The organism is Janthinobacterium tructae (genome assembly GCF_006517255.1).
In the GTDB taxonomy this organism is placed as follows: domain Bacteria; phylum Pseudomonadota; class Gammaproteobacteria; order Burkholderiales; family Burkholderiaceae_D; genus Janthinobacterium; species Janthinobacterium tructae.
On sequence record NZ_CP041185.1, the window covers coordinates 4680633 to 4699414 of the forward strand.

The window sequence follows — 18782 nt, forward strand, 5'->3', positions numbered from 1 at the left end:
CACATGAAAGTTATCGCATTTAAACGCGAATTGCAAGGTTCCGGAGCGAGCCGCCGCCTGCGCATTTCCGGCCAAACCCCTGGTATCGTCTACGGTGGCGCTGAAGCCCCGGTGCTGATCTCGCTCGATCACAACGCCCTGTACCACGCGTTGAAAAAAGAAGTGTTCCACTCGTCGATCCTGGATCTGGAAATCGACGGCGTTTCCCAGCAAGTTCTGTTGCGCGACTTCCAAGTCCACGCATACAAACAACTGGTTCTGCACGCTGACTTCCAGCGCGTTGACTCGAAGCAAGCTATCCACGTAAAAGTGGCGCTGCACTTCATCAACGCTGACGTTTCCCCAGCAGTCAAACTGCACGGCGCGACCATCAGCCACGTAGCCAACGAAATCGAAGTTTCGTGCCTGCCAGGCCAACTGCCAGAATTCATCAACGTTGACCTGTCGAACATCGACGTCGGTCACTCGCTGCACGTCGGCGACCTGGTCCTGCCAGCTGGCGTGACCGTTGTGGCCCATGGCGACAACCTGACCATCGCTACCGCTTCGGTACCGGCTGGCCACGTTGCTGCTGAAGCTGAAGCAGCTGCTGCTGTCGAAGCCGACAAGAAGTAATTTTGCCGCCGCAGCAATGCGGTAGTCGCAAGGAAAAACCCGCCAGGTTCGCCGCGCGGGTTTTTTTCTGCCTGTTTTCACCGATAATGTTTTCTTTTTCATTGCAGACACAGCCATGCCCATACGCCTGATCGTCGGCCTCGGCAACCCGGGACCCGAATACGAACAAACCCGCCACAATGCCGGTTTCTGGCTGGTGGACAATCTTGCCAACAGCTTGCCCGGCACGCGCTTGCAGCGCGATTCGCGCTATAACGCCATGCTGGCAAAAACATCGATCGCCGGCAAGGAAGTCTGGCTGCTCGAACCGCTGACCTTCATGAACCGCTCGGGCCAGTCCGTGGGCGCGCTGGCGCGCTTTTTCAAGATCGCCGCCGATGAAGTGCTGGTGGTGCACGACGAGCTCGATCTGATGCCCGGCATTGCGCGCCTGAAGAAAGGTGGCTCGGCCGGCGGCCACAATGGCTTGAAAGACATCACGGCCGCGCTGGGCACCCAGGATTACTGGCGCTTGCGCCTGGGCATCGGTCACCCACGCACCCTGAGCCTGCAGCAGCAGGTGGCCGACTTCGTGCTGCACCGGCCGCGCCGCGAAGACCAGGAATTGATCGAGCAAGCCATCGAGAAATCCTTGCAGGTCATGCCGCAGATCATCGAAGGCAAGTTCGAGGCGGCGACCATGAAGCTGCATACGGCTTAAGCCTAGTTGCCTGCCTTGCCGAAGCCGGCCATGATGGTTTTCGCCATCTGTTGCTGGCTGGCCTGGGCACTGCTGCCTTCGCCTGCGTTAGCGGCGATCAGCAAGCCGTCGCCGCTGCCGGGCGCCAGCGCGATCAGCGCGTGCCAGTAGCCGTTCGAGCCCAGGTGCGTGAGTACGCGCTGCGGCGCCTGCGGTGGAAAGTGCATCACGCCCCAGCCCAATGCCGCATTCGTGTCGCCTTGCGCCGTGTGCAGCAAGACATACGTTTCCCGTTTCAGCAATTTCCCCTTGCCCTGCTCGCCATGCAGTTGATCGAGCGCAAACTTGGCCCAGTCTTGCATGCTCAGGTGAATTTCCCCATCGGGCGCCATCATCAACGGATTGCTGGCCATCAAGCCGGCAATCGGCTTGCCTTCCTTGTGCCCCAGGTTCTGCCCGCGCACGGTGGGACCGAACGCGGCCTGCATGCCCAGCGGGCCGAACACTTCAGCCTGCATTAATTCCTCATACGTCTTGCCTGTGACGCGCTCGGCAATGGCGGCGGCGATCATGGCGCCGCTGTTCGAGTAGTGCGATTCGCCGCGCGGCGTGGCCACCGGCGCGTCGGCCAGCGCGCGTTGCGCGTATTCCAGGCGCAGCAGCGGCAATGGACGCGGGTCTGTGTAGGTGGAATTGATCCACGCCTCATCGGGATTGGGCGGCAGGCCGGCGCGGTGCGACAGCAGATCCATCAGGTTGACGTCACGGTACGCGGCGCGCATGCCGCCGGCCAGCGCGGGCAGCATGTTCGACAGCGGCGCATCCCACGACAGCACGCCCCGTTCCACCAGCCGCGCGATCAGGGTCACCGTCATGGCCTTGCCGTCGGAGCCGATATTCCACACATCGTCGGCGCGCACGGCGTCATGCCCGTCATTGGCGCGCACGCCCGCCTGCGCCTGCGCATCGATCTTGCCGTCGCGGATCACGAGTATGGCCATGGCCGGCACGCTCTTGTCGGCCAGCGCCTGCTGCAGCGTGGCGTTCAAGTCATGCGCGCGGACGGTGCCGCTGAGCAAAAAGGCGGTGCTGCAAACGAGTGAGGCAAGCAGGGTTTTCATGGTGTCTCCAGTCGATGGGGGTGGGCTAACATGTTAAAATAGTCGCAAAACATGATTTAGTTATTGTTTTACGATAATTTATTCTAACCATACTTGACGTTCTCGTATACTTTTAAATATGAAAAAAAATCCAACGGGGCCGGCAGCGCTGAGCCGGCGCGTGCGCTACGGCGTTTCGGGTTTCTTTGTGCTGTACCTGCTGCTGACGGTGCTGGGCTGGCTGGCGCCCGCGCCTGCCGTGCAGGGAGCGGTCGGTGGCGCTGGCATGTATGAACTGTTGCTGCAATTGCAGAGCCAGCCATTCGAACGCCTGGCCGCCATGCCCCTGTGGCAGCGTGGACTGGGCCTGGCGCTGGCCTTGCCGGCCTTGCTGGTGCTGGGCGATGCCGTGCGCCAGCTGGCTCTGGTCTTGCGCCAGTTCGAGCAGGGCGTGTTTTTTACGCCGCAGGTGGCGCGCCACTTTCGCCGCTTCGCCGGCGGCTTGCTGCTGGGAACGGTGTTGACCTTGCTGGAGCCGACCGTGCGCGGCATGCTGTTTGGCTTGCTGGAAGACGGGGCGAGCCAGTTGCGCCTGGTCATCGACATCACGGGCGGCGACCTGTGGACCTTGCTGCTGTGTTCAGTTTTCTTTGCACTGGCACAAATCCTCCATGAAGGCCAGCGCCTGGCCGATGAAAACAGTGGTTTCATCTGATGGGTATCATCGTGCGCCTCGACCTGGTACTGGCCAGGAAAAAAGTGAAATCGAAGGAACTGGCCGCCTTTATCGGCATCACAGAGCAGAACCTGTCCCTCTTAAAATCGGGCAAGGTGCGCGGCGTGCGTTTCGATACCCTGTCGAAAATCTGCGAGATGCTCGAATGCCAACCCGGCGACATCCTGGAATTCGATGCGTCGCAGCCGGACGACGGGGATGGCGACAGTTAGCGTCACCGGGGCGGTTTTTTTGAAGAGTAGGGTGCATAGAGGTACAATTGACCCCTAGAGCACCAATACAGCAAGATTATCCAGAAAACGCCCGCAACGGCCGTTTTGCACCAGCCGCTTGCCGGCAATATTGATTATTTAAAGGTTTTCCATGAGTCTCCAATGCGGTATCGTCGGCTTGCCGAACGTCGGCAAGTCCACCCTGTTCAATGCACTGACGAAAGCCGGCATTCCGGCTGAAAACTATCCGTTCTGCACCATCGAGCCGAACGTCGGCGTCGTCGAAGTGCCGGATCCACGCATGGATGCGCTGGCCGCCATCGTCAAGCCGGAACGCACGGTCAACGCCATCGTGGAATTCGTCGACATCGCCGGCCTGGTGGCTGGCGCATCGAAGGGCGAGGGCCTGGGCAACCAGTTCCTGTCGCACATCCGCGAAACGGACGCCATCGTCAACGTCGTGCGCTGTTTTGAAGATGACAACGTCATCCACGTGGCCGGCAAGATCAGCCCGCTCGACGATATCGAAGTCATCCAGACCGAACTGGCGCTGGCCGACATGGGCACCGTGGAAAAAGCGATTCATCGCGAAAACAAGAAAGCCCGCTCGGGCGACAAGGACGCGGCCAAGCTGCTGGCCATCATGGAACGCATGATGCCGTACCTGAACGACGCCAAACCGGTGCGCGCGATGGGCCTGGACGCCGACGAAATGGAACTGATCAAGCCCTTGTGCCTGATCACGGCCAAGCCAGCCATGTTCGTGGCCAACGTCTCCGACACGGGCTTTACCAACAACCCGCTGCTGGACCAGCTGACCACCTACGCACAATCGCAAAACGCGCCCATCGTCGCCATCTGCGCATCGATGGAAGCGGAAATCGCCGATCTGGATGCGGCCGACAAGGGCGCTTTCCTGGCCGACATGGGGCTGGAAGAGCCCGGCCTGGACCGCCTGATCCGCAGCGCCTACAAGCTGCTGGGCCTGCAAACCTACTTCACGGCGGGCGTGAAGGAAGTGCGCGCCTGGACCATCCACGTGGGCGACACGGCACCGCAAGCGGCCGGCGTGATCCACACCGACTTCGAACGCGGCTTCATCCGCGCGCAAACCATCGCCTATGACGATTTCATCACCTACAAGGGTGAAGCCGGCGCCAAGGAAGCGGGCAAGATGCGCGCCGAAGGCAAGGAATACGTGGTCAAGGATGGCGACGTGCTGAACTTCCTGTTCAACGTCTAAGTAATGCTCAGGAAATTATTGTGAAATTATGACGAACAGAACCGGATGCTATGCAAGGCGCCCGCTGCTAGCAGCGGGCAAGCCTCGTCGGCCACCTTGCAGAGCGCCGGTTATGGAAGTCAGAAATCACAATAATTTATTGGGGGTTACTTGGACGTCTGGCAGATAAAAAAAACCTCGCGGCTTGCGAGGTTTTTTTGTTTCTGACGCGCGTACAGCACGCTATGGCGTTGTGGCGCCCTTTGCCGGCGCTGCCGTCAAGCTGAGCGCCGTGTCGAGCGCCTCCATGAACTCGGGTACGTTGATGGGCTTGGTCAGATAGCGCAGGAAGCCGGCGTCGAGGCCTTTGCGCACGTCACGCGGCAGGGCGTTGGCCGACAAGGCGATGACGGGGATGTGCGCCGTCAGCGGATCGACGCGCAGCAAGCCGAGCACCTCGGTGCCGCTGATGCCGGGCAGGTTGATGTCCATCAGGATCAGGTCGGGCTGGTGCTGGCGCGCCAGCGCGATGCCGAGGTGGCCATCGACGGCGCTGAGCATGCCCAGGTCGCTGCGGCGGGCGATCAATTGCTCGACCAGGATCAGGTTGGCCGGATTGTCCTCCACGTACAGCACCTTGCGGCGCGGCGCATCGAGCGGCGCATCAGCCGATGGCTCCCGGCCCATATTCCCGGCATGCTCGCCGAGTTGCAGTTCAGGAGCAGATGAGGCTGCCAATTCGATCCAGAACAGCGTGCCGACCCCGACCTCGCTCTCCACCCCCAGCGTGCCACCCATCAGCTCGACCAGCTGCTTGGTGACCACAAGGCCGATGCCGGTGCCTTCCTCGCTGCCGGCTTCCTGTCCCAGCCGGTTAAACGGCTGGAATAATTGTTGCAATTGCTCGGCGCTCAGGCCGTTGCCGGTGTCGCGCACGCTCAGGCGCACTTTGTCGCCATGCCGTTTGCATTCCACCTGCACGCTGCCGCCCGTGCGGTTGTATTTGATCGCATTCGACAGCAGGTTGATGACCACCTGTTTGACGCGCGTCAGGTCGGCATGTACGTAGAACGGCTGGTCGAGTGTAGGGAAGGACAGCGTGATATGGCGTTTTTGCGCTTGCGGCATGATCATGGCGCGGCAATCGCGCAAGACTTCGGTAAGCGCCATCGCCTCGCGCGACATGGCGACCCGCCCCGATTCGATCATCGACAGGTCGAGAATTTCATTGATCAGGCGTAGCAGATACCAGCCGCCGTTGAGGATCTGGTCCAGCGAGCGTTGCTGCGATGGGCTGGGCGGCGGCGTGTCCGATGCCATCAGCTGGGCAAAGCCCAGTACCGCGTTGAGCGGCGTGCGCAACTCATGGCTCATGCTCGACAGAAATTCCGACTTGGCGCGGTTGGCCTTGTCCGCTTGCGCACGCGCATTTTCCAGTTCCACGCTATTGTCGCTCAGCACACGATTGAGCAGCTCGCGCTCCTGTTCCGCATGCTTGCGCACGGTATTGTCGGTGCCGATCAGCAGATAGCCGATGATGGCGTCGTCCGCATCGCGCAGCGCCGTCACCGAGACAATCGCGGGGAAGCGGCTGCCATCCTTGCGCACATATGTCAGCTCATAACTGTCTTCGATGCCGCGCGACGCCTTGTAGACCAGCGCCTCAAAACCGGGCGCGATCAGCGTACCGATTTCCTCGGAGAGGGCGGTGGCGCGGCTGATGACCTCGGCCGGATCGGATATGCCGGCCGGCGTGATCTGGTTGATCACCTCGTCTGCCTGATAGCCCAGCATGCGCTCGGCGCCGACATTGAATAATTGGATCACACCCTGTGCATCGGTGGCGATGCAGGAAAAATAGGGGCTGTTGAAGATGGCTTCCTGTAGTACGCCCGCTTTCAGGAGCGCAGGCTGGGCTGCGCGCGCGGCGGTGCCGGCACGGTGAATGTCGTTCATGCTTACTGCCCTTGGTTCGCAACGCCCGCTTCCGGTCGGATAGGGCTGGCTGCATATTGTTGAGCGACAGGCGCTGTGGCTTTGTGAAAGACGCTGCTGTCTGTGTTGCTAAACCACATGACAAAGGATATTTTAGCAAATTTCCTTCCCATCGCCGCGTGCATCACGCGGACAAGACGGACGGTCTGGCGTGGGCAGCCAGTTGTACCAGATTTCGCCCGCACCGGCACCGCGGCAAGTGCCGCCGCGCCGGTGGCCGCCAACATGCCGTCGTCGGCCGTCCATATCGAGGTCAGGCGCTTGCGCGTGATGCGCGCCCGGGTCTATCCGGAAGCGGCGCGGCTGGCCCAGACGGCCTTCCAGCCGGGTAGCTGGCTGACGTCGACCACGCCGCAAACGCTGGAATGGAACGCCGGTCTTGACGTGCTGGTCAATGCGACGATCACCTCCAGCACGCCTTCAGGCAATCCGACGGCATCGTGTATATCCCTCCAGAAACCCGACCGGCCAGTTCCGTGTTCCCGCACTATCCGGCACAATCATCATTCGACGGCCATGCGGCCCGAGCGTTGCCACGTCCACATCAGACCGGTGTCGGCATCAGTCTGGCCCGCCGGCCCGCCTTGGTCATTCTCGCCTTCGCGGCGGGCCATGCGTTTTTTGCGCAGCGTCTGGGGCCGCTTGCCCCGCTGGCATGGTGCGTGCTGCTGGCGGCCGTACTGTATGTCTGCCGGCCTTCGCTGTGGGCCGCCTTCAGGCTGCTCAGGCCGGTCAAACAACAGCACTCTGACAGCGTTTGCTGCCCGCAGCCGTATTGCGCTTTCCTCGTCATTCCGCGTACAATGAGAATAATTCTCATTTATAATCCGATGCGCCTGTTCTTGCTGGCCGTTGGCGACAGGAAGGGTAACGTGACCACCGCCGAGTTAGCGCTTCAGCAGCAAGTCAGCAGTCTGTACACCGACCACCATGGCTGGCTGCGGGGCTTGTTGCGCCGAAAGCTGGGCAATGCCTTCGATGCGGCCGACCTGGCGCACGACGTGTACCTGCACCTGATGAAGACGGGCCGCGTACCGCCAGCCGGGGAGTCGCGCCGTCACCTGACGCGGATCGCCAATGGCATGGTCATCGACCTGTACCGCCGCCGCCAGATCGAAGCGGCTTACCTGGAAGTGCTGGCCCAGGTGCCCGAAGCGCTGGCGCCGTCCGAGGAAGAGCGCGCCCTGGTACTGGAAGCGCTGGCGGAAATCGACGCCGTGCTGCATCGGCTGCCGTCCAAGGCGCGCCAGGCCTTGCTGCTGTGCAAACTCGACGGTATGAGTTACCGCGACATCGCCGCTGAACTGCAAGTCTCTGTTTCGTCCGTTGAAAAATACATCGCCGCCGGCTTGCTGGCCTGCTACCAGGCCTTGCATGGGCAGGATGCCTGAGCCATGGAAGTGCTGATTGCGCCCGCCATCGTCCAGCAGGCTGCCCGGTGGATGGCGCGCCTGTGGTCCGATGACGCCAGCGACGAGGATCAGGCCGAGTGCGCCCGCTGGCGCGCTGCCCATCCGCACCACGACCTCGCCTGGCAGCGCCTGCAAGCGTTCGAAGGCAAGCTGCACAGCGTGCCGCGCGAGGTGGCCCGCCATGCGCTGCGCGAACCGGCCGCCGCCTACCTGAACCGCCGCCGTGCCCTGAAGGTGCTTGCCTTGCTGTTTCCCGTGGGCGGCATGCTGTACGCGGCGCGCGGCACGGATGCCTGGCAAGTGGCCATGGCCGGCCACGGTACGGAGAAAGGGGAAATTCGCGAGTTCATATTGCCTGACGGCACGCGCGTGATGCTCGCTTCCGCTTCCGCCATCGACGTGCGCTTCGACGCCAGCGAGCGCCTGCTGATCCTGCGGGCAGGGGAAATCCTCGTCACCACGGCCCACGACCCGTCACAGCGGCCTTTCCGCGTGCAGGGCCGCCACGGCACGGTGCGGGCCCTGGGTACGCGTTTTACTTTGCGGCAAGACGAACACACGTCGCGCGTGGCCGTCTTCGAGGGCGCCGTCGAGGTGCGCCTCGCGCATGCGCCGGAGCGGCCCGTGCGCATCGCCACGGGCCAGGGCGCCGTCTATTCGGCCGACATCGTGCAGTCTGGCGCGCCTGCCTCCGCCAGCGCCGCGGCCTGGATCAAGGGTGTGCTGGTGGCCGACAACATGCGCCTCGATGACCTGCTTGCCGAACTGTCCCGCTACCGTCCTGGCCTGCTGCGCTGCGATCCGGCCGTGGCCAGCCTGAGCGTCAACGGCGTGTTTCCCTTGCGCGATACGGACCGCGCGCTGCACAACCTGGCGCTGGCCTTGCCGGTGCGAATCCTTGCGCGTACGCGCTACTGGGTGACGGTTCAAGCCATCCCCCAGGCAGCTGCCTGACAATTTCACGGGCCCGATTGAGGGTTTTGCCATCTCGTTCGGGATATAGGTAAGAGCCACCCTTATCCATTGACCTTATGCACGTTTTTTTCCGTTTTTCCCATGAGTAGCCCAAGCCGCCAAGCCGGCCCCATCAGCCGGATCTTGCACCCTATCCGAGGACGGCTGATCGCCGCTGCCGTGCTCGCCGGCACGGGTTCCATGCTCACCCTGGTGCCGCTGGCGGGCATCGCGCACATCGCGCACATCGCCCTGAACCCGGCGCTGGCGCACGGCGATGTCTGGCCCGCCATCATCGCCAGCGTCGCTTGCCTGTTCCTCGGCATGGCGCTGATGTCGCTGGGCGAGCTGGCTGCCCATCTGGCCGACAACCGCCTCACCCACCAGTTGCGCCTGCAAGCCATGCAGCGCCTGGGGCAAGTGCCGCTGGGCTGGTTCACCAGCCGGGCCTCGGGCGAGGTCAAGCAGGCGATGCAGGATGACATCAACACCCTGCACAGCCTCACTGCCCATTTTTATACGACGACGGGACGCGCCGTCGGCGCCATCGCTATCTCGGTGGTGTACCTGTTCGCCATGGACTGGCGCCTGGCCATCGTCTCGCTATTGCCATTCCCCGGTTTTTTCCTGTTCTTTGGCCGGGCCATGAAGGCCAGTGGGAGTAACATGGAGCAATTCGTCGCCGGCATGGGGCGCATCAACAATGCGGTGGTGGAGTTCGTCAATGGCATTCCCGTGGTCAAGGCCTTCGGCGCCACGGGCCGCGCGCACGGCAGCTACCGCGCGGCCGTCGACGCTTTTGCCGTCGCGTTTTCTGCCTTCACTCGTCCGCTGGTCGGTTCCATGGCCAACGCCAATGCGCTGATCGCACCCGTGGCCGTGCTGGGCGTGGTGGTGCTTGCCGGCACCGTGTGCGTGGCCCTTGGGGCGATGGCGCCCGTGGACATCCTGCCGTTCGCCCTGGTGGCGCCCGGCATTTCCGCACCGATGCTGCTGCTGCATTACCTGACGCACGACCTCAATAATGCCACCGGCGCCGCCCAGCGCGTGCAAGCCTTGCTCGATACGCCCGTGCTGGCGCAGCCGGCGCCCGACCAGCAGCAGTTGCCAGATGGCACCGAGATCCGCCTGGAAGGTGTGGGCTATGCCTACGATGGCCACAACAAGGTGCTGTCGGACGTCAGTTTCACTTTGCAAGCTGGCACGGTGACGGCTATCGTCGGCGCCTCCGGTTCCGGCAAGTCGACCCTGGCGCGCCTGCTGCTGCGCTTTTTCGACCCGAGCGAAGGGCGCATCACCCTCGGTGGCGTCGACCTGCGCCACATCGCCACGCCCGAGCTGTACCGGCGCGTCGGTTTCGTGCTGCAGGAAGTGCGATTGATCCACGCCAGCGTGCGCGAGAACATTGCGCTGGGGCGGCCATCGGCCAGCAGCGACGAGGTCGAGGAAGCGGCGCGCCTGGCGAACATCCACGAACGCATCCTGGCCTTGCCGCGCGGCTACGATTCCGTGATCGGCGAGGATGCGCAACTGTCCGGCGGCGAGCTGCAGCGCGTGAGCATCGCCCGCGCCGTGCTGCTCGATCCAAACGTGCTGGTGCTCGATGAAGCCACGGCGGCGGCCGATGCGGAAAACGAGGTGGCGATCCAGGACGCGCTGTCGCGCTTTGCCCGGGGGCGCACCCTGCTGGTGATTGCGCACCGGCTCGATAGCATCATGCACGCCGACCACATCATCGTCGTCGAGAACGGCGCCATCGTCGAGCAGGGCAGCCATGCCGGATTGCTCGCAGACAAGGGCCGCTACGCGCAACTGTGGGCGCTGGGCGGTTACCAGGATACCGAGAAAGAGGCGACCCCGTCATGCTGAAGACTTTCATACAATTGCTGGGCGATGATGCGCCTGTCTTCCGCCGCTACTGTGCCATGGCCGTCGCGTATGGCGTGCTCAGCGGGCTGACGATCACCGCGCTGGTGCTGGCGCTGGGCCGGCTGCTGGCTGGAGACACGGGCGGCGCGGCCTTGTGGCTGCTGGTGCTGCTGGCCGGGCTGGTCGCTTGCTGGGGCTGGCGGCGCCAGGTGGAAAAGGCGGGCGTGCGCGTGGGCGTGACGGTGCTGCAAGGGGCGCGCCAGCGCCTGGGCGACCACGTGGCGCGCCTGCCTGTCGGCTGGTTCACGCCGGAAAACACGGCGAAACTGGGCCACGTCATCACGCAGGGCATGATGAACGTGGCGCAACTGCCGGCCCACGTATTGACTCCCGTCATTTGCGGCGCCGTCACGCCCCTGGTGCTGGTGGCCGCGCTGTTCGCGCTGCACTGGCAGCTGGGCCTCATTGCCCTGCTGGCGCTGCCCCTGCTGGCGGGCGCCTTGCGGCTCACGGCGCACCTTGGCCAGCGCGCCGACGACGCCTATCACCGGCATTTTGCCCAGACCAGCCAGCGCCTGGTGGAGTTTGCGCAAGCGCAATCCGTCTTGCGCGCTTTCAATGGTAACGGCGATGGCGACGGCACGCGTTTTTTGCGGCAAGCCATCGACGAGCAACGCCATGCGGGCACGCGGCTGATTTATCTGTCGGCCTTGTCGTCGGTGCTCAACGCCTGGGCAGTGCAAGCCATCTTCGCCGCCTTGCTGGCCGCCGCCGCGCTGTGGCTGCAGGGCCTTCTGGGTGCGGCATCCGCTGCGGGTGACGCTATTTCTGTCATCGTGGCACTGCTGCTGGTGGTGCGTTTTGTCGACCCGCTGCAGGAAGTGGCCAGCTATGGCGAGGTGCTGCGCGGCGCGCGGGGACCGCTCGACGCTGCGCGCGACATTTTCGCCGTGCAACCCTTGCCGGAAGCTCCAGCGCCGCAAGCGCCGCGCGATGGTGGCGTCGAGCTGCGCGGCGTGGCTTTTCGCTATGCACAGGACCAGCCTGACGTATTGACGGACATCAATCTGCAGATTGCACCGGGCAGCATGACGGCGCTGATCGGCGCTTCCGGCTCCGGCAAGACGACGTTAGTACGTTTGATCGCGCGCTTCTTCGATGCCAGCGAAGGTAGCGTGCTGGTGGGCGGTGTCGATGTGCGCGACGTGTCCAGCGAGCAATTGGCCGGGCAGATCAGCCAGATCTTCCAGGACAGTTATCTGTTCCACGGCAGCATCGGCGACAACATCCGCCTGGGCAAGCCGGACGCGACCGATGCCGAAGTGCTGGACGCGGCGCGTCAGGCCGGCGTGGCCGAGATCATCGCCCGCCTGCCGCAGGGACTCGCTACGCCCGTGGGCGAGGGCGGCGCGCGCCTGTCCGGTGGCGAGCGCCAACGCATTGCGATTGCCCGCGCGCTGATCAAGGATGCGCCGATTTTGCTGGTCGACGAAGCGACAGCCGCGCTCGATGCGGAAAACCAGGCCGCCATCGCCGAGGCGCTGGCGCGGCTGCGCGGCAAGCGCACGGTGATCGTCATCGCCCACCAGCTGTCGACGGTGGCCATGGCCGACCAGATCGTCGTGCTCGATGGCGGCACGATCCGCGAGCAGGGCGCGCCAGCCACCTTGCGCGCGCACGATGGCCTGTATGCGCACTTCCTGGCCCAGCGCCAGGCGGCCAAGGGCTGGCGCATCGCCTGCGCTGCGCCGCAGCAATGAACGGGATGACGATTTGACACAAGCGCGTCTGCTGTTCCTGTTCTTGATCCTGTGTTGCGCCTCGCTGTTGGTCGGCGCCAGGCACATTGCCTGGACGCAGCTGTTTGCGCTGTCCGGCGCGCTGTCCGCTGATGCATGGCTGACGCTCACGGCCAGCCGCCTGCCGCGCCTGGCGGCGCTGGTGCTGACGGGCGTGGGCCTGTCCGTCTGCGGTGTCATCCTGCAGCATATCGTGCGCAATAAATTCGTCGAACCGGCCACCTCGGGCGGCCTCGACGCGGCCAAGCTGGGCATCCTCGTGTCGCTGACCGTGGCGCCCGCAGCGGGCACGGCGGGCAAGATGGCGTTCGCGCTGGCCTTTTGCTTTGCCGCCAGCTTGCTGTATGTGGCGCTGATCCGCCGTATCCGCTTCAGGAACACGATTCTGGTGCCCGTCATCGGCCTCGTGTATGGCGGCGTACTCAGTGCCGTGGCCGAGTTTTATGCCTACCGCAACAATATCCTGCAAAGCATGCAGGGCTGGCTGCTCGGCGATTTTTCGCGCATCGTGCAGGGCAACTATGAAATCATTTATCTGATCCTGCCCATCGTTGCCCTCACGTATTTGTACGCGCAGCGTTTTACCGTGCTGGGCATGGGAGAAGGGATGGCCACCAGCCTCGGCCTGAACTATGCGGGCACGGTGGCGCTGGGCCTGATGCTGGTGGCCGTCACGGTGGCGGCCACGGTGATCACGGTAGGGGCGATTCCGTTTGTCGGGCTGGCCATTCCGAACCTGGTGGCTTTGCGCCATGGCGACAACCTGGGCCGCACCCTGCCCATCGTGGCCCTGTGCGGCGCCTCGCTGCTGCTGGCCTGCGACATCGCCGGGCGCTTGCTGATCTATCCATTCGAGGTACCGATCGGCCTGACGGCGGGCGGCGTGGGCGGCGTGCTGTTCCTCATATTGATCATCCGGGGACGGCGATGAGGCGCGTACTGAAGCCGCGGACGCTGTCGCTGCTCGTGTTTGCCCTGGCGCTGACCTTTCTCTTCCTCTGCGCGAATTTTGACTTTGATTACGTCATCCCCAAGCGCCTGGCGCGCCTGGCCGCCATCGTCATCGGCGGCGTCTGCGTGGCCGTCTCGTCCATCGTGTTCCAGACCATCGCCAGCAACCGGATACTGACGCCGGCCGTCATGGGTTACGAAGCCGTGTATCTGCTGCTGCAGTCGCTGCTGATCCTGGCGATGGGCATGCACAGCGTGCTGCTGCTGGGGCCGAGCGGCAATTTTGTCGTATCGATCGCGCTGATGCTGGCGTATTCCTGGGCCATCCACTATTGGCTGTTTCGTGATGGCAAGAACAACGTGTATTTCCTCTTGCTGCTGGGATTCGTGCTGACGATGGTGATCGGCACGTTCACCCAGTTCATCCAGCTGCGCATCAGTCCCGGCGAATTTGCCATCTTGCAAGGATTCAGCCAGGCATCGTTCAACAAGGCGCAGCCCGCACAATTGCTGACCTCGGCCCTGCTGGTGGGCGCCGCCTGCGTGGCCGTGCTGAAAGCCTTGCCGGCGCTCGACGTGCTGGCGCTGGGCCGCGAGCAAGCCATCTCGCTCGGTATCGATTACCGGCGCATGGTGCAGCTGCAGCTGGCGCTGATCGCCGTGCTGGTGGCGGTGTCGACGAGTCTGCTGGGTCCGACGGCCTTCATGGGCATCTTTGTGGCGAACACAAGCTATGCCCTGGCCCGCACGGCGCGCCATCGCGTCATCTTGCCATTGGGCTGCGCCATCGCCATCGCCATCTTCCTGGCCGCCCAGTTGCTGGTCGAGCACGTTTTCAATTACCGGACCACGGTCGGCATCCTCGTCAACCTGGTGTGTGGCGCGTATTTCCTCGCGCTCATGGTCCGCACCCGAGGCACCGCATGATCCATGTCAAACAGATTGAAAAAAGCTACGGCGCCAGGCGCGTGCTGGCCAACGCCAGCGCGCAGTTTCCCAGGGGGAAAGTGACATCTTTGATCGGCCCCAACGGCGCCGGCAAGACGACCTTGCTGATGCTCATCGCGCGTCTGCTGGAAGCGGAGCAGGGGGAAATTCTGCTTGGCGGGCGCAGCATCGCGGACATTCGCATTGCTGACTATGCACGGCAAGTGGCCACCCTGCGCCAGTCGCCTGATTTCAACCTGCGCCTGACGGTGGAAGAACTGGTCGCATTCGGCCGCTTCCCCTACAGCCGTGGCACGCTGACGCCGCAGGACCGGCTGGCCATCGACGAGGCGATCGCCTTTTTGTCGCTCGAAGCGCTGCGTGCCGCGTATGTCGATGAACTGAGCGGCGGCCAGCGCCAGATGGCCTTCCTGGCCATGACGATTGCCCAGCAGACGGACATTTTGCTGCTCGACGAGCCGCTCAACAACCTCGACATGAAACACGCCGTGCAGATCATGCGCGCCCTGCGCCGCCTGTGCGACGAGCAGGGCCGCACCGTGATTCTGGTGATCCACGACATCAACTTCGCCGCCAATTACTCGGACCACATCGTCGCCATGCAGGGCGGCACCGTGCGCTATGCTGGCCCCGCGCACGAGGTCGTCACCGAGGAACGCTTGCGCGCCCTGTACGACATCGATTTCCACATCGTGCGCAACGAACGCGGCTGCGTGTGCAATTACTTTACCCCCACAGGAGCTTGAGATGATCTGCAACCAACCCCGTCTGGCAATCGCCGTGCTGCTCGCCGCCATGGCGGTCTTGCAAGGCTGTACCGACAAGACGGCGAGCGTACCGCCGGCGCCTGCCGCCTCGGCCACACAGCCGGCGTTTGCTCCCATCACCATCGTGCACAAGCTGGGCACGACGGTGATCGAACAGCGTCCCCGGCGCGTGGCCGTGCTCGACATGAACGAAGTCGATTTCCTCGATCAGCTGGGCGTGCCGGTCGCCGGCATGGTGAAGGATTACGTGCCGCACTTTCTCATCCGCTACAAGGAGGACCAGGGCATCCGCGACCTGGGCGCCATCGTGCAGCCGAATCTCGAACATATCCACGCGCTCCAGCCCGACCTGGTGCTGATGACGTCGATCCAGGCAAACCACTATCAGGAGCTGAGCCAGATCGCGCCCACCTTGCACTTCGACGTGGATTACCAGAACAGCGAGAGCAAGCACATCGAGGTGGTCAAGCAACACTTGCTGACACTGGGACGTATCTTCGGCAAGGAAGACCTTGCTCGCCAGAAGGCCGCCGAGCTCGATGCGAAGGTGGCGGACGCGCGCAAGGTGACGCAGGAGCGTCCCGAGAAGGCGCTGATCGTGCTGCACAACAACGGCGCCTTCAGTGCATTCGGCGTGCAGTCGCGCTACGGCTTCGTCTTCGATGCGCTGGGCGTCAAACCGGCCAGCACGGCCATCGAAGCGGGCTTGCATGGGCAGCCCATTTCCAGCGAGTTCATCCAGCAAGCCAATCCCGACATCATTTATGTTGTCGACCGTACGGCCGTGATGGAACACCGTCCCGTCATGACGGCCGAACAGATGGCCAATCCGCTCTTGCGCCAGACCAATGCCTGGAAGAACGGTCGTGTCATCTTTGTCGATGCCGATGCCTGGTACATCACGGCAGCCAGCGTGACGTCGCTGAAACGGGTGATCGACGACGTGCTCAGGGGGTATGAATAATAGAAGTTATTTTTGTAATGATTCGTATTTGCATTGAGGGTTTTGCCTTTTCGTTCGGGAGATAGGGTGAGAACAAGCAATCATCCCATCTGAAAAGGACTTAACTTATGACAACACGCATGGCGACACGCCACCTTCCCGCCTTGAACCTGAGCCGTATCGCCACTGCCGTGCAACTGGTGCTCGTCACGGGCCTGACCGTGGGGGCGCTGAGCGCGGCTAGCCCGCCAGCCTTTGCGCAAGCGGCGCAAGTCCGGCAAGCGTTCAGCGTGCCGGCCGGTGCACTGGGCCTGGCGCTCAACACCTTTGCTGCCGAGGCAGGCGTCGAACTGACGGTTGATGCAGGTTTGCTGCAGGGCAAGCACAGCGCCGGCCTGTCCGGCAGCTACAGCGTGCCCGAAGGATTTTACGAATTGCTGCGCGGACACGGCTTGCAGGCCGTGCGCGAGGGCAATGGCAGCTACACGCTGCGCCGCGAGCCGGCGCACAGCGCCAGTGCAGAGGCCGCCGCAATCATGCCGGCCGTGACGGTGTGGGGCACAGGCAATACTGTCACCGATGCCTACGCAGGCGGGCAAGTGGCGTCCGGCGGGCGCGTGGGCTTTCTGGGCGACAAGGATTTCATGGAAACCCCGTTCAACACCATCAGCTATACGGATAAATTCATCGAAGACCGGCAAGCGCGCGACATCACCGATGTGATCTCGGCCACCGATCCCACCGTCTTCAGCAGTGGCATGACGGGCATCATCGGCGAGAATTATTCGATACGCGGGTTCAGTTCCGGCACCAGCGACGTCGCGTTCGGCGGGCTGTTCGGCGTCTCGCCCGTGTACCGTACCTCGCCCGAGATGTTCGAACGCATCGAAGTGCTGAAAGGCCCGTCGGCCTTGCTCAACGGCATGCCGCCGGGCGGTTCGGTGGGCGGCAGCATCAATCTGGTGCCCAAGCGCGCGGGCGAGGCACCGCTGGCGCGCGTGACGGCGTCGTATATGTCGGATTCCCAGTTCGGTGGGCATGTTGATCTGGGTCAGCGCTTTGGTGAAAACAAGCAATTCGGCATCCGCATCAACGGCGTCTACCGCGACGGCGATGGCGCCATCGAGCATCAGAAAAAGAAGACCCAACTTGCGTCCGTGGGACTCGACTGGCGCGGCGTTGGCGCGCGCCTGTCCGCCGACCTGTACAGCAGCGAAGACCGCGCGCGGGGCTTGAACCGTGGCGTCAACCTGGCAGCCGGCTTGCCTGTGCCGCGTCCGCCGAAAGCGGAGACCTTGCTCAATCCCAGCTGGGCCTTCTATGACACGAAGGACAAGGGCGCCATGCTGCGCGGCGAATATGACGTGAGCGAACAACTGATGGCGTATGCCGCCATCGGCGCCGGCAAGGCCGATTACCAGTCGACGGGCGCCTACCTGATCCAGGTGTTCAATACGGCCGGCGACTACCGCACCAATCTGGCCGACCTGGGTTTTAAACTGGAAAAACAATCGGCGGAAGCGGGCGTGAAGGGCAAGTTCCGCACAGCCGGCATCAGCCATCAATGGGCGGCCAACGCCACGTATTACCACCACACGGACCAGCAGTTCGGCCGCAGGAATACCTTGGCGCAAGATTGGATCACGAATATCTACCATCCCGTCTGGGGTCCAGCGACCCGCTTCGAGGCGCCGCAAATTTCGAAGACGGAATTGCGCCTGGCCAGCTATGGTCTGGTCGATACCCTGTCGTTTGTGCAGGATCAAGTGCAACTGACGGTGGGCTTGCGGCGCCAGGAAGTGCTCAGCGACAGCTTCAACGTGAAGACGGGGGCGCGAACCTCCCGCTATGACGCCGCCGCCACGACGCCGGCCGTCGCCCTGCTGGTCAAAGCCGCCAGGAACGTTTCGCTGTACGCCAACTACATCGAAGGCTTGAGTCAGGGTGCGACGGCCCCCATGACGGCGGCCAACGCGGGGGAAGTGTTTGCCCCGTATAAATCGAAGCAGATGGAGGCCGGCGTCAAGGTCGACCTGGGCGAATTCGCCCATACGCTCAGCGTGTATGAAATCAGACGCCCCAGCAGCTATGTCGATCCGGTCAGCAATGTCTTTTCCTTTGGCGGCGAGCAGCGCAACCGCGGCGTCGACTGGGGCTTTTTCGGCGCGCCCGTGCGCGACATGCGCCTGATGGGCGGTATCGCCTATGTGGACCCGACCCTGGCCAGGACGGATGACGGCGTCAACCAGGGCAAGCAGGCGGCGGGCGTGCCCAAGCTGCAGGCCAAGCTGGGCGTGGAGTGGGATGCGCCGCCAGTGCCGGGGCTGACCCTGACGGCGAACGTGACGGCGGCATCGAAGCAATACATCAATGAAGACAATTCATTGTCGGTACCGGGCCGCAGCGTATTTGACCTGGGCGCGCGCTATGCCACCCGTGCCGCCGGCCGGCCGTTGACCGTGCGCGCCAGCGTGAACAATGTGGGCAACAAGGCGTATTGGGCGTTGCCGCAATGGACCAGCCTGGGGCTGGGCGCGCCGCGCACCTTCATGCTGTCGGCCACGACGGACTTTTAAGCCG

17 protein-coding genes are annotated in these 18782 nt (G+C 63.3%); 15 read left to right on the forward strand and 2 right to left on the reverse strand.

Annotated elements, in window-relative coordinates:
* Positions 1 to 3 precede the first annotated feature (3 nt).
* Positions 4 to 615 carry a 50S ribosomal protein L25/general stress protein Ctc gene (locus FJQ89_RS20525; protein ID WP_141171495.1) on the forward strand — a complete coding sequence of 204 codons (612 nt, stop codon included), beginning with the start codon at positions 4 to 6 and terminating at the stop codon, positions 613 to 615.
* Between the two features lie 115 nt (positions 616 to 730).
* Complete coding sequence (gene pth / locus FJQ89_RS20530; RefSeq protein ID WP_141171496.1) at positions 731 to 1315, forward strand: aminoacyl-tRNA hydrolase; 585 nt, start codon at positions 731 to 733, stop codon at positions 1313 to 1315.
* A gap of 2 nt (positions 1316 to 1317) precedes the next feature.
* Here the strand turns inward: pth and FJQ89_RS20535 are convergent, their stop codons facing one another.
* On the reverse strand, positions 1318 to 2415 hold the full coding sequence (locus tag FJQ89_RS20535; protein ID WP_141171497.1) for a serine hydrolase domain-containing protein: 1098 nt from the start codon (positions 2413 to 2415) through the stop codon (positions 1318 to 1320).
* Between the two features lie 118 nt (positions 2416 to 2533).
* Here FJQ89_RS20535 and FJQ89_RS20540 point away from each other — a divergent pair, with 118 nt between their 5' ends.
* The 3 genes from FJQ89_RS20540 to ychF all read left to right on the forward strand — a co-directional run bounded on the left by FJQ89_RS20540 (position 2534) and on the right by ychF (position 4585).
* Positions 2534 to 3109 (forward strand): hypothetical protein, encoded by a 576-nt coding sequence (locus FJQ89_RS20540; RefSeq protein ID WP_141171498.1) that lies wholly within the window; start codon positions 2534 to 2536, stop codon positions 3107 to 3109.
* A complete protein-coding gene (locus FJQ89_RS20545) occupies positions 3109 to 3342 on the forward strand; it encodes a helix-turn-helix domain-containing protein (RefSeq protein ID WP_141171499.1) in 234 nt (77 codons plus the stop codon). Before FJQ89_RS20540 ends, FJQ89_RS20545 begins: the two co-directional genes overlap by 1 nt.
* A gap of 151 nt (positions 3343 to 3493) precedes the next feature.
* Positions 3494 to 4585 (forward strand): redox-regulated ATPase YchF, encoded by a 1092-nt coding sequence (gene ychF / locus FJQ89_RS20550; RefSeq protein WP_099760900.1) that lies wholly within the window; start codon positions 3494 to 3496, stop codon positions 4583 to 4585.
* Positions 4586 to 4807: 222 nt separating this feature from the next.
* Here the strand turns inward: ychF and FJQ89_RS20555 are convergent, their stop codons facing one another.
* Positions 4808 to 6520 carry a PAS domain-containing hybrid sensor histidine kinase/response regulator gene (locus tag FJQ89_RS20555; RefSeq protein WP_141171500.1) on the reverse strand — a complete coding sequence of 571 codons (1713 nt, stop codon included), beginning with the start codon at positions 6518 to 6520 and terminating at the stop codon, positions 4808 to 4810.
* 117 nt (positions 6521 to 6637) lie between these two features.
* On the opposite strand from FJQ89_RS20555, the gene FJQ89_RS20560 reads away from it, so the two are divergent.
* The 10 genes from FJQ89_RS20560 (at position 6638) to FJQ89_RS20605 (ending at position 18778) form a co-directional block, all read left to right on the forward strand.
* Positions 6638 to 7366 (forward strand): hypothetical protein, encoded by a 729-nt coding sequence (locus FJQ89_RS20560; protein ID WP_141171501.1) that lies wholly within the window; start codon positions 6638 to 6640, stop codon positions 7364 to 7366.
* A gap of 65 nt (positions 7367 to 7431) precedes the next feature.
* A complete protein-coding gene (locus FJQ89_RS20565) occupies positions 7432 to 7950 on the forward strand; it encodes a sigma-70 family RNA polymerase sigma factor (RefSeq protein ID WP_141171502.1) in 519 nt (172 codons plus the stop codon).
* Positions 7951 to 7953: 3 nt separating this feature from the next.
* Positions 7954 to 8925, forward strand: a complete 972-nt coding sequence (locus FJQ89_RS20570) for a FecR domain-containing protein (protein WP_141171503.1) — start codon at positions 7954 to 7956, stop codon at positions 8923 to 8925.
* Between the two features lie 102 nt (positions 8926 to 9027).
* Positions 9028 to 10794: an ABC transporter ATP-binding protein gene (locus tag FJQ89_RS20575; protein ID WP_141171504.1), complete on the forward strand. Its 1767-nt coding sequence runs from the start codon at positions 9028 to 9030 to the stop codon at positions 10792 to 10794.
* Positions 10788 to 12554: an ABC transporter ATP-binding protein gene (locus FJQ89_RS20580; protein ID WP_141171505.1), complete on the forward strand. Its 1767-nt coding sequence runs from the start codon at positions 10788 to 10790 to the stop codon at positions 12552 to 12554. Before FJQ89_RS20575 ends, FJQ89_RS20580 begins: the two co-directional genes overlap by 7 nt.
* Before the next feature lie 13 nt (positions 12555 to 12567).
* Positions 12568 to 13524 (forward strand): ABC transporter permease, encoded by a 957-nt coding sequence (locus tag FJQ89_RS20585; protein ID WP_243136157.1) that lies wholly within the window; start codon positions 12568 to 12570, stop codon positions 13522 to 13524.
* Positions 13521 to 14471: an iron chelate uptake ABC transporter family permease subunit gene (locus FJQ89_RS20590; protein WP_141171507.1), complete on the forward strand. Its 951-nt coding sequence runs from the start codon at positions 13521 to 13523 to the stop codon at positions 14469 to 14471. Before FJQ89_RS20585 ends, FJQ89_RS20590 begins: the two co-directional genes overlap by 4 nt.
* On the forward strand, positions 14468 to 15238 hold the full coding sequence (locus FJQ89_RS20595; RefSeq protein ID WP_141171508.1) for an iron ABC transporter ATP-binding protein: 771 nt from the start codon (positions 14468 to 14470) through the stop codon (positions 15236 to 15238). The genes FJQ89_RS20590 and FJQ89_RS20595 overlap by 4 nt, the downstream gene beginning before the upstream one ends.
* Position 15239: 1 nt before the next feature.
* On the forward strand, positions 15240 to 16223 hold the full coding sequence (locus FJQ89_RS20600; protein ID WP_141171509.1) for a siderophore ABC transporter substrate-binding protein: 984 nt from the start codon (positions 15240 to 15242) through the stop codon (positions 16221 to 16223).
* A gap of 107 nt (positions 16224 to 16330) precedes the next feature.
* Positions 16331 to 18778, forward strand: a complete 2448-nt coding sequence (locus FJQ89_RS20605; RefSeq protein WP_141171510.1) for a TonB-dependent receptor — start codon at positions 16331 to 16333, stop codon at positions 18776 to 18778.
* The last annotated feature ends 4 nt before the right edge of the window (positions 18779 to 18782 follow it).

Bases quoted from the DNA above. Each gene is read 5' to 3' on its own strand.
- FJQ89_RS20595 (WP_141171508.1), top strand. From the start codon at position 14,468: ATGATCCATGTCAAACAGATTGAAAAAAGCTACGGCGCCAGGCGCGTG.
- FJQ89_RS20605 (WP_141171510.1), top strand. From the start codon at position 16,331: ATGACAACACGCATGGCGACACGCCACCTTCCCGCCTTGAACCTGAGC.
- FJQ89_RS20575 (WP_141171504.1), top strand. From the start codon at position 9,028: ATGAGTAGCCCAAGCCGCCAAGCCGGCCCCATCAGCCGGATCTTGCAC.
- pth (WP_141171496.1), top strand. From the start codon at position 731: ATGCCCATACGCCTGATCGTCGGCCTCGGCAACCCGGGACCCGAATAC.
- FJQ89_RS20525 (WP_141171495.1), top strand. From the start codon at position 4: ATGAAAGTTATCGCATTTAAACGCGAATTGCAAGGTTCCGGAGCGAGC.
- ychF (WP_099760900.1), top strand. From the start codon at position 3,494: ATGAGTCTCCAATGCGGTATCGTCGGCTTGCCGAACGTCGGCAAGTCC.
- FJQ89_RS20555 (WP_141171500.1), bottom strand. From the start codon at position 6,520: ATGAACGACATTCACCGTGCCGGCACCGCCGCGCGCGCAGCCCAGCCT.
- FJQ89_RS20545 (WP_141171499.1), top strand. From the start codon at position 3,109: ATGGGTATCATCGTGCGCCTCGACCTGGTACTGGCCAGGAAAAAAGTG.
- FJQ89_RS20540 (WP_141171498.1), top strand. From the start codon at position 2,534: ATGAAAAAAAATCCAACGGGGCCGGCAGCGCTGAGCCGGCGCGTGCGC.
- FJQ89_RS20600 (WP_141171509.1), top strand. From the start codon at position 15,240: ATGATCTGCAACCAACCCCGTCTGGCAATCGCCGTGCTGCTCGCCGCC.
- FJQ89_RS20590 (WP_141171507.1), top strand. From the start codon at position 13,521: ATGAGGCGCGTACTGAAGCCGCGGACGCTGTCGCTGCTCGTGTTTGCC.
- FJQ89_RS20560 (WP_141171501.1), top strand. From the start codon at position 6,638: ATGACAAAGGATATTTTAGCAAATTTCCTTCCCATCGCCGCGTGCATC.
- FJQ89_RS20580 (WP_141171505.1), top strand. From the start codon at position 10,788: ATGCTGAAGACTTTCATACAATTGCTGGGCGATGATGCGCCTGTCTTC.
- FJQ89_RS20570 (WP_141171503.1), top strand. From the start codon at position 7,954: ATGGAAGTGCTGATTGCGCCCGCCATCGTCCAGCAGGCTGCCCGGTGG.
- FJQ89_RS20535 (WP_141171497.1), bottom strand. From the start codon at position 2,415: ATGAAAACCCTGCTTGCCTCACTCGTTTGCAGCACCGCCTTTTTGCTC.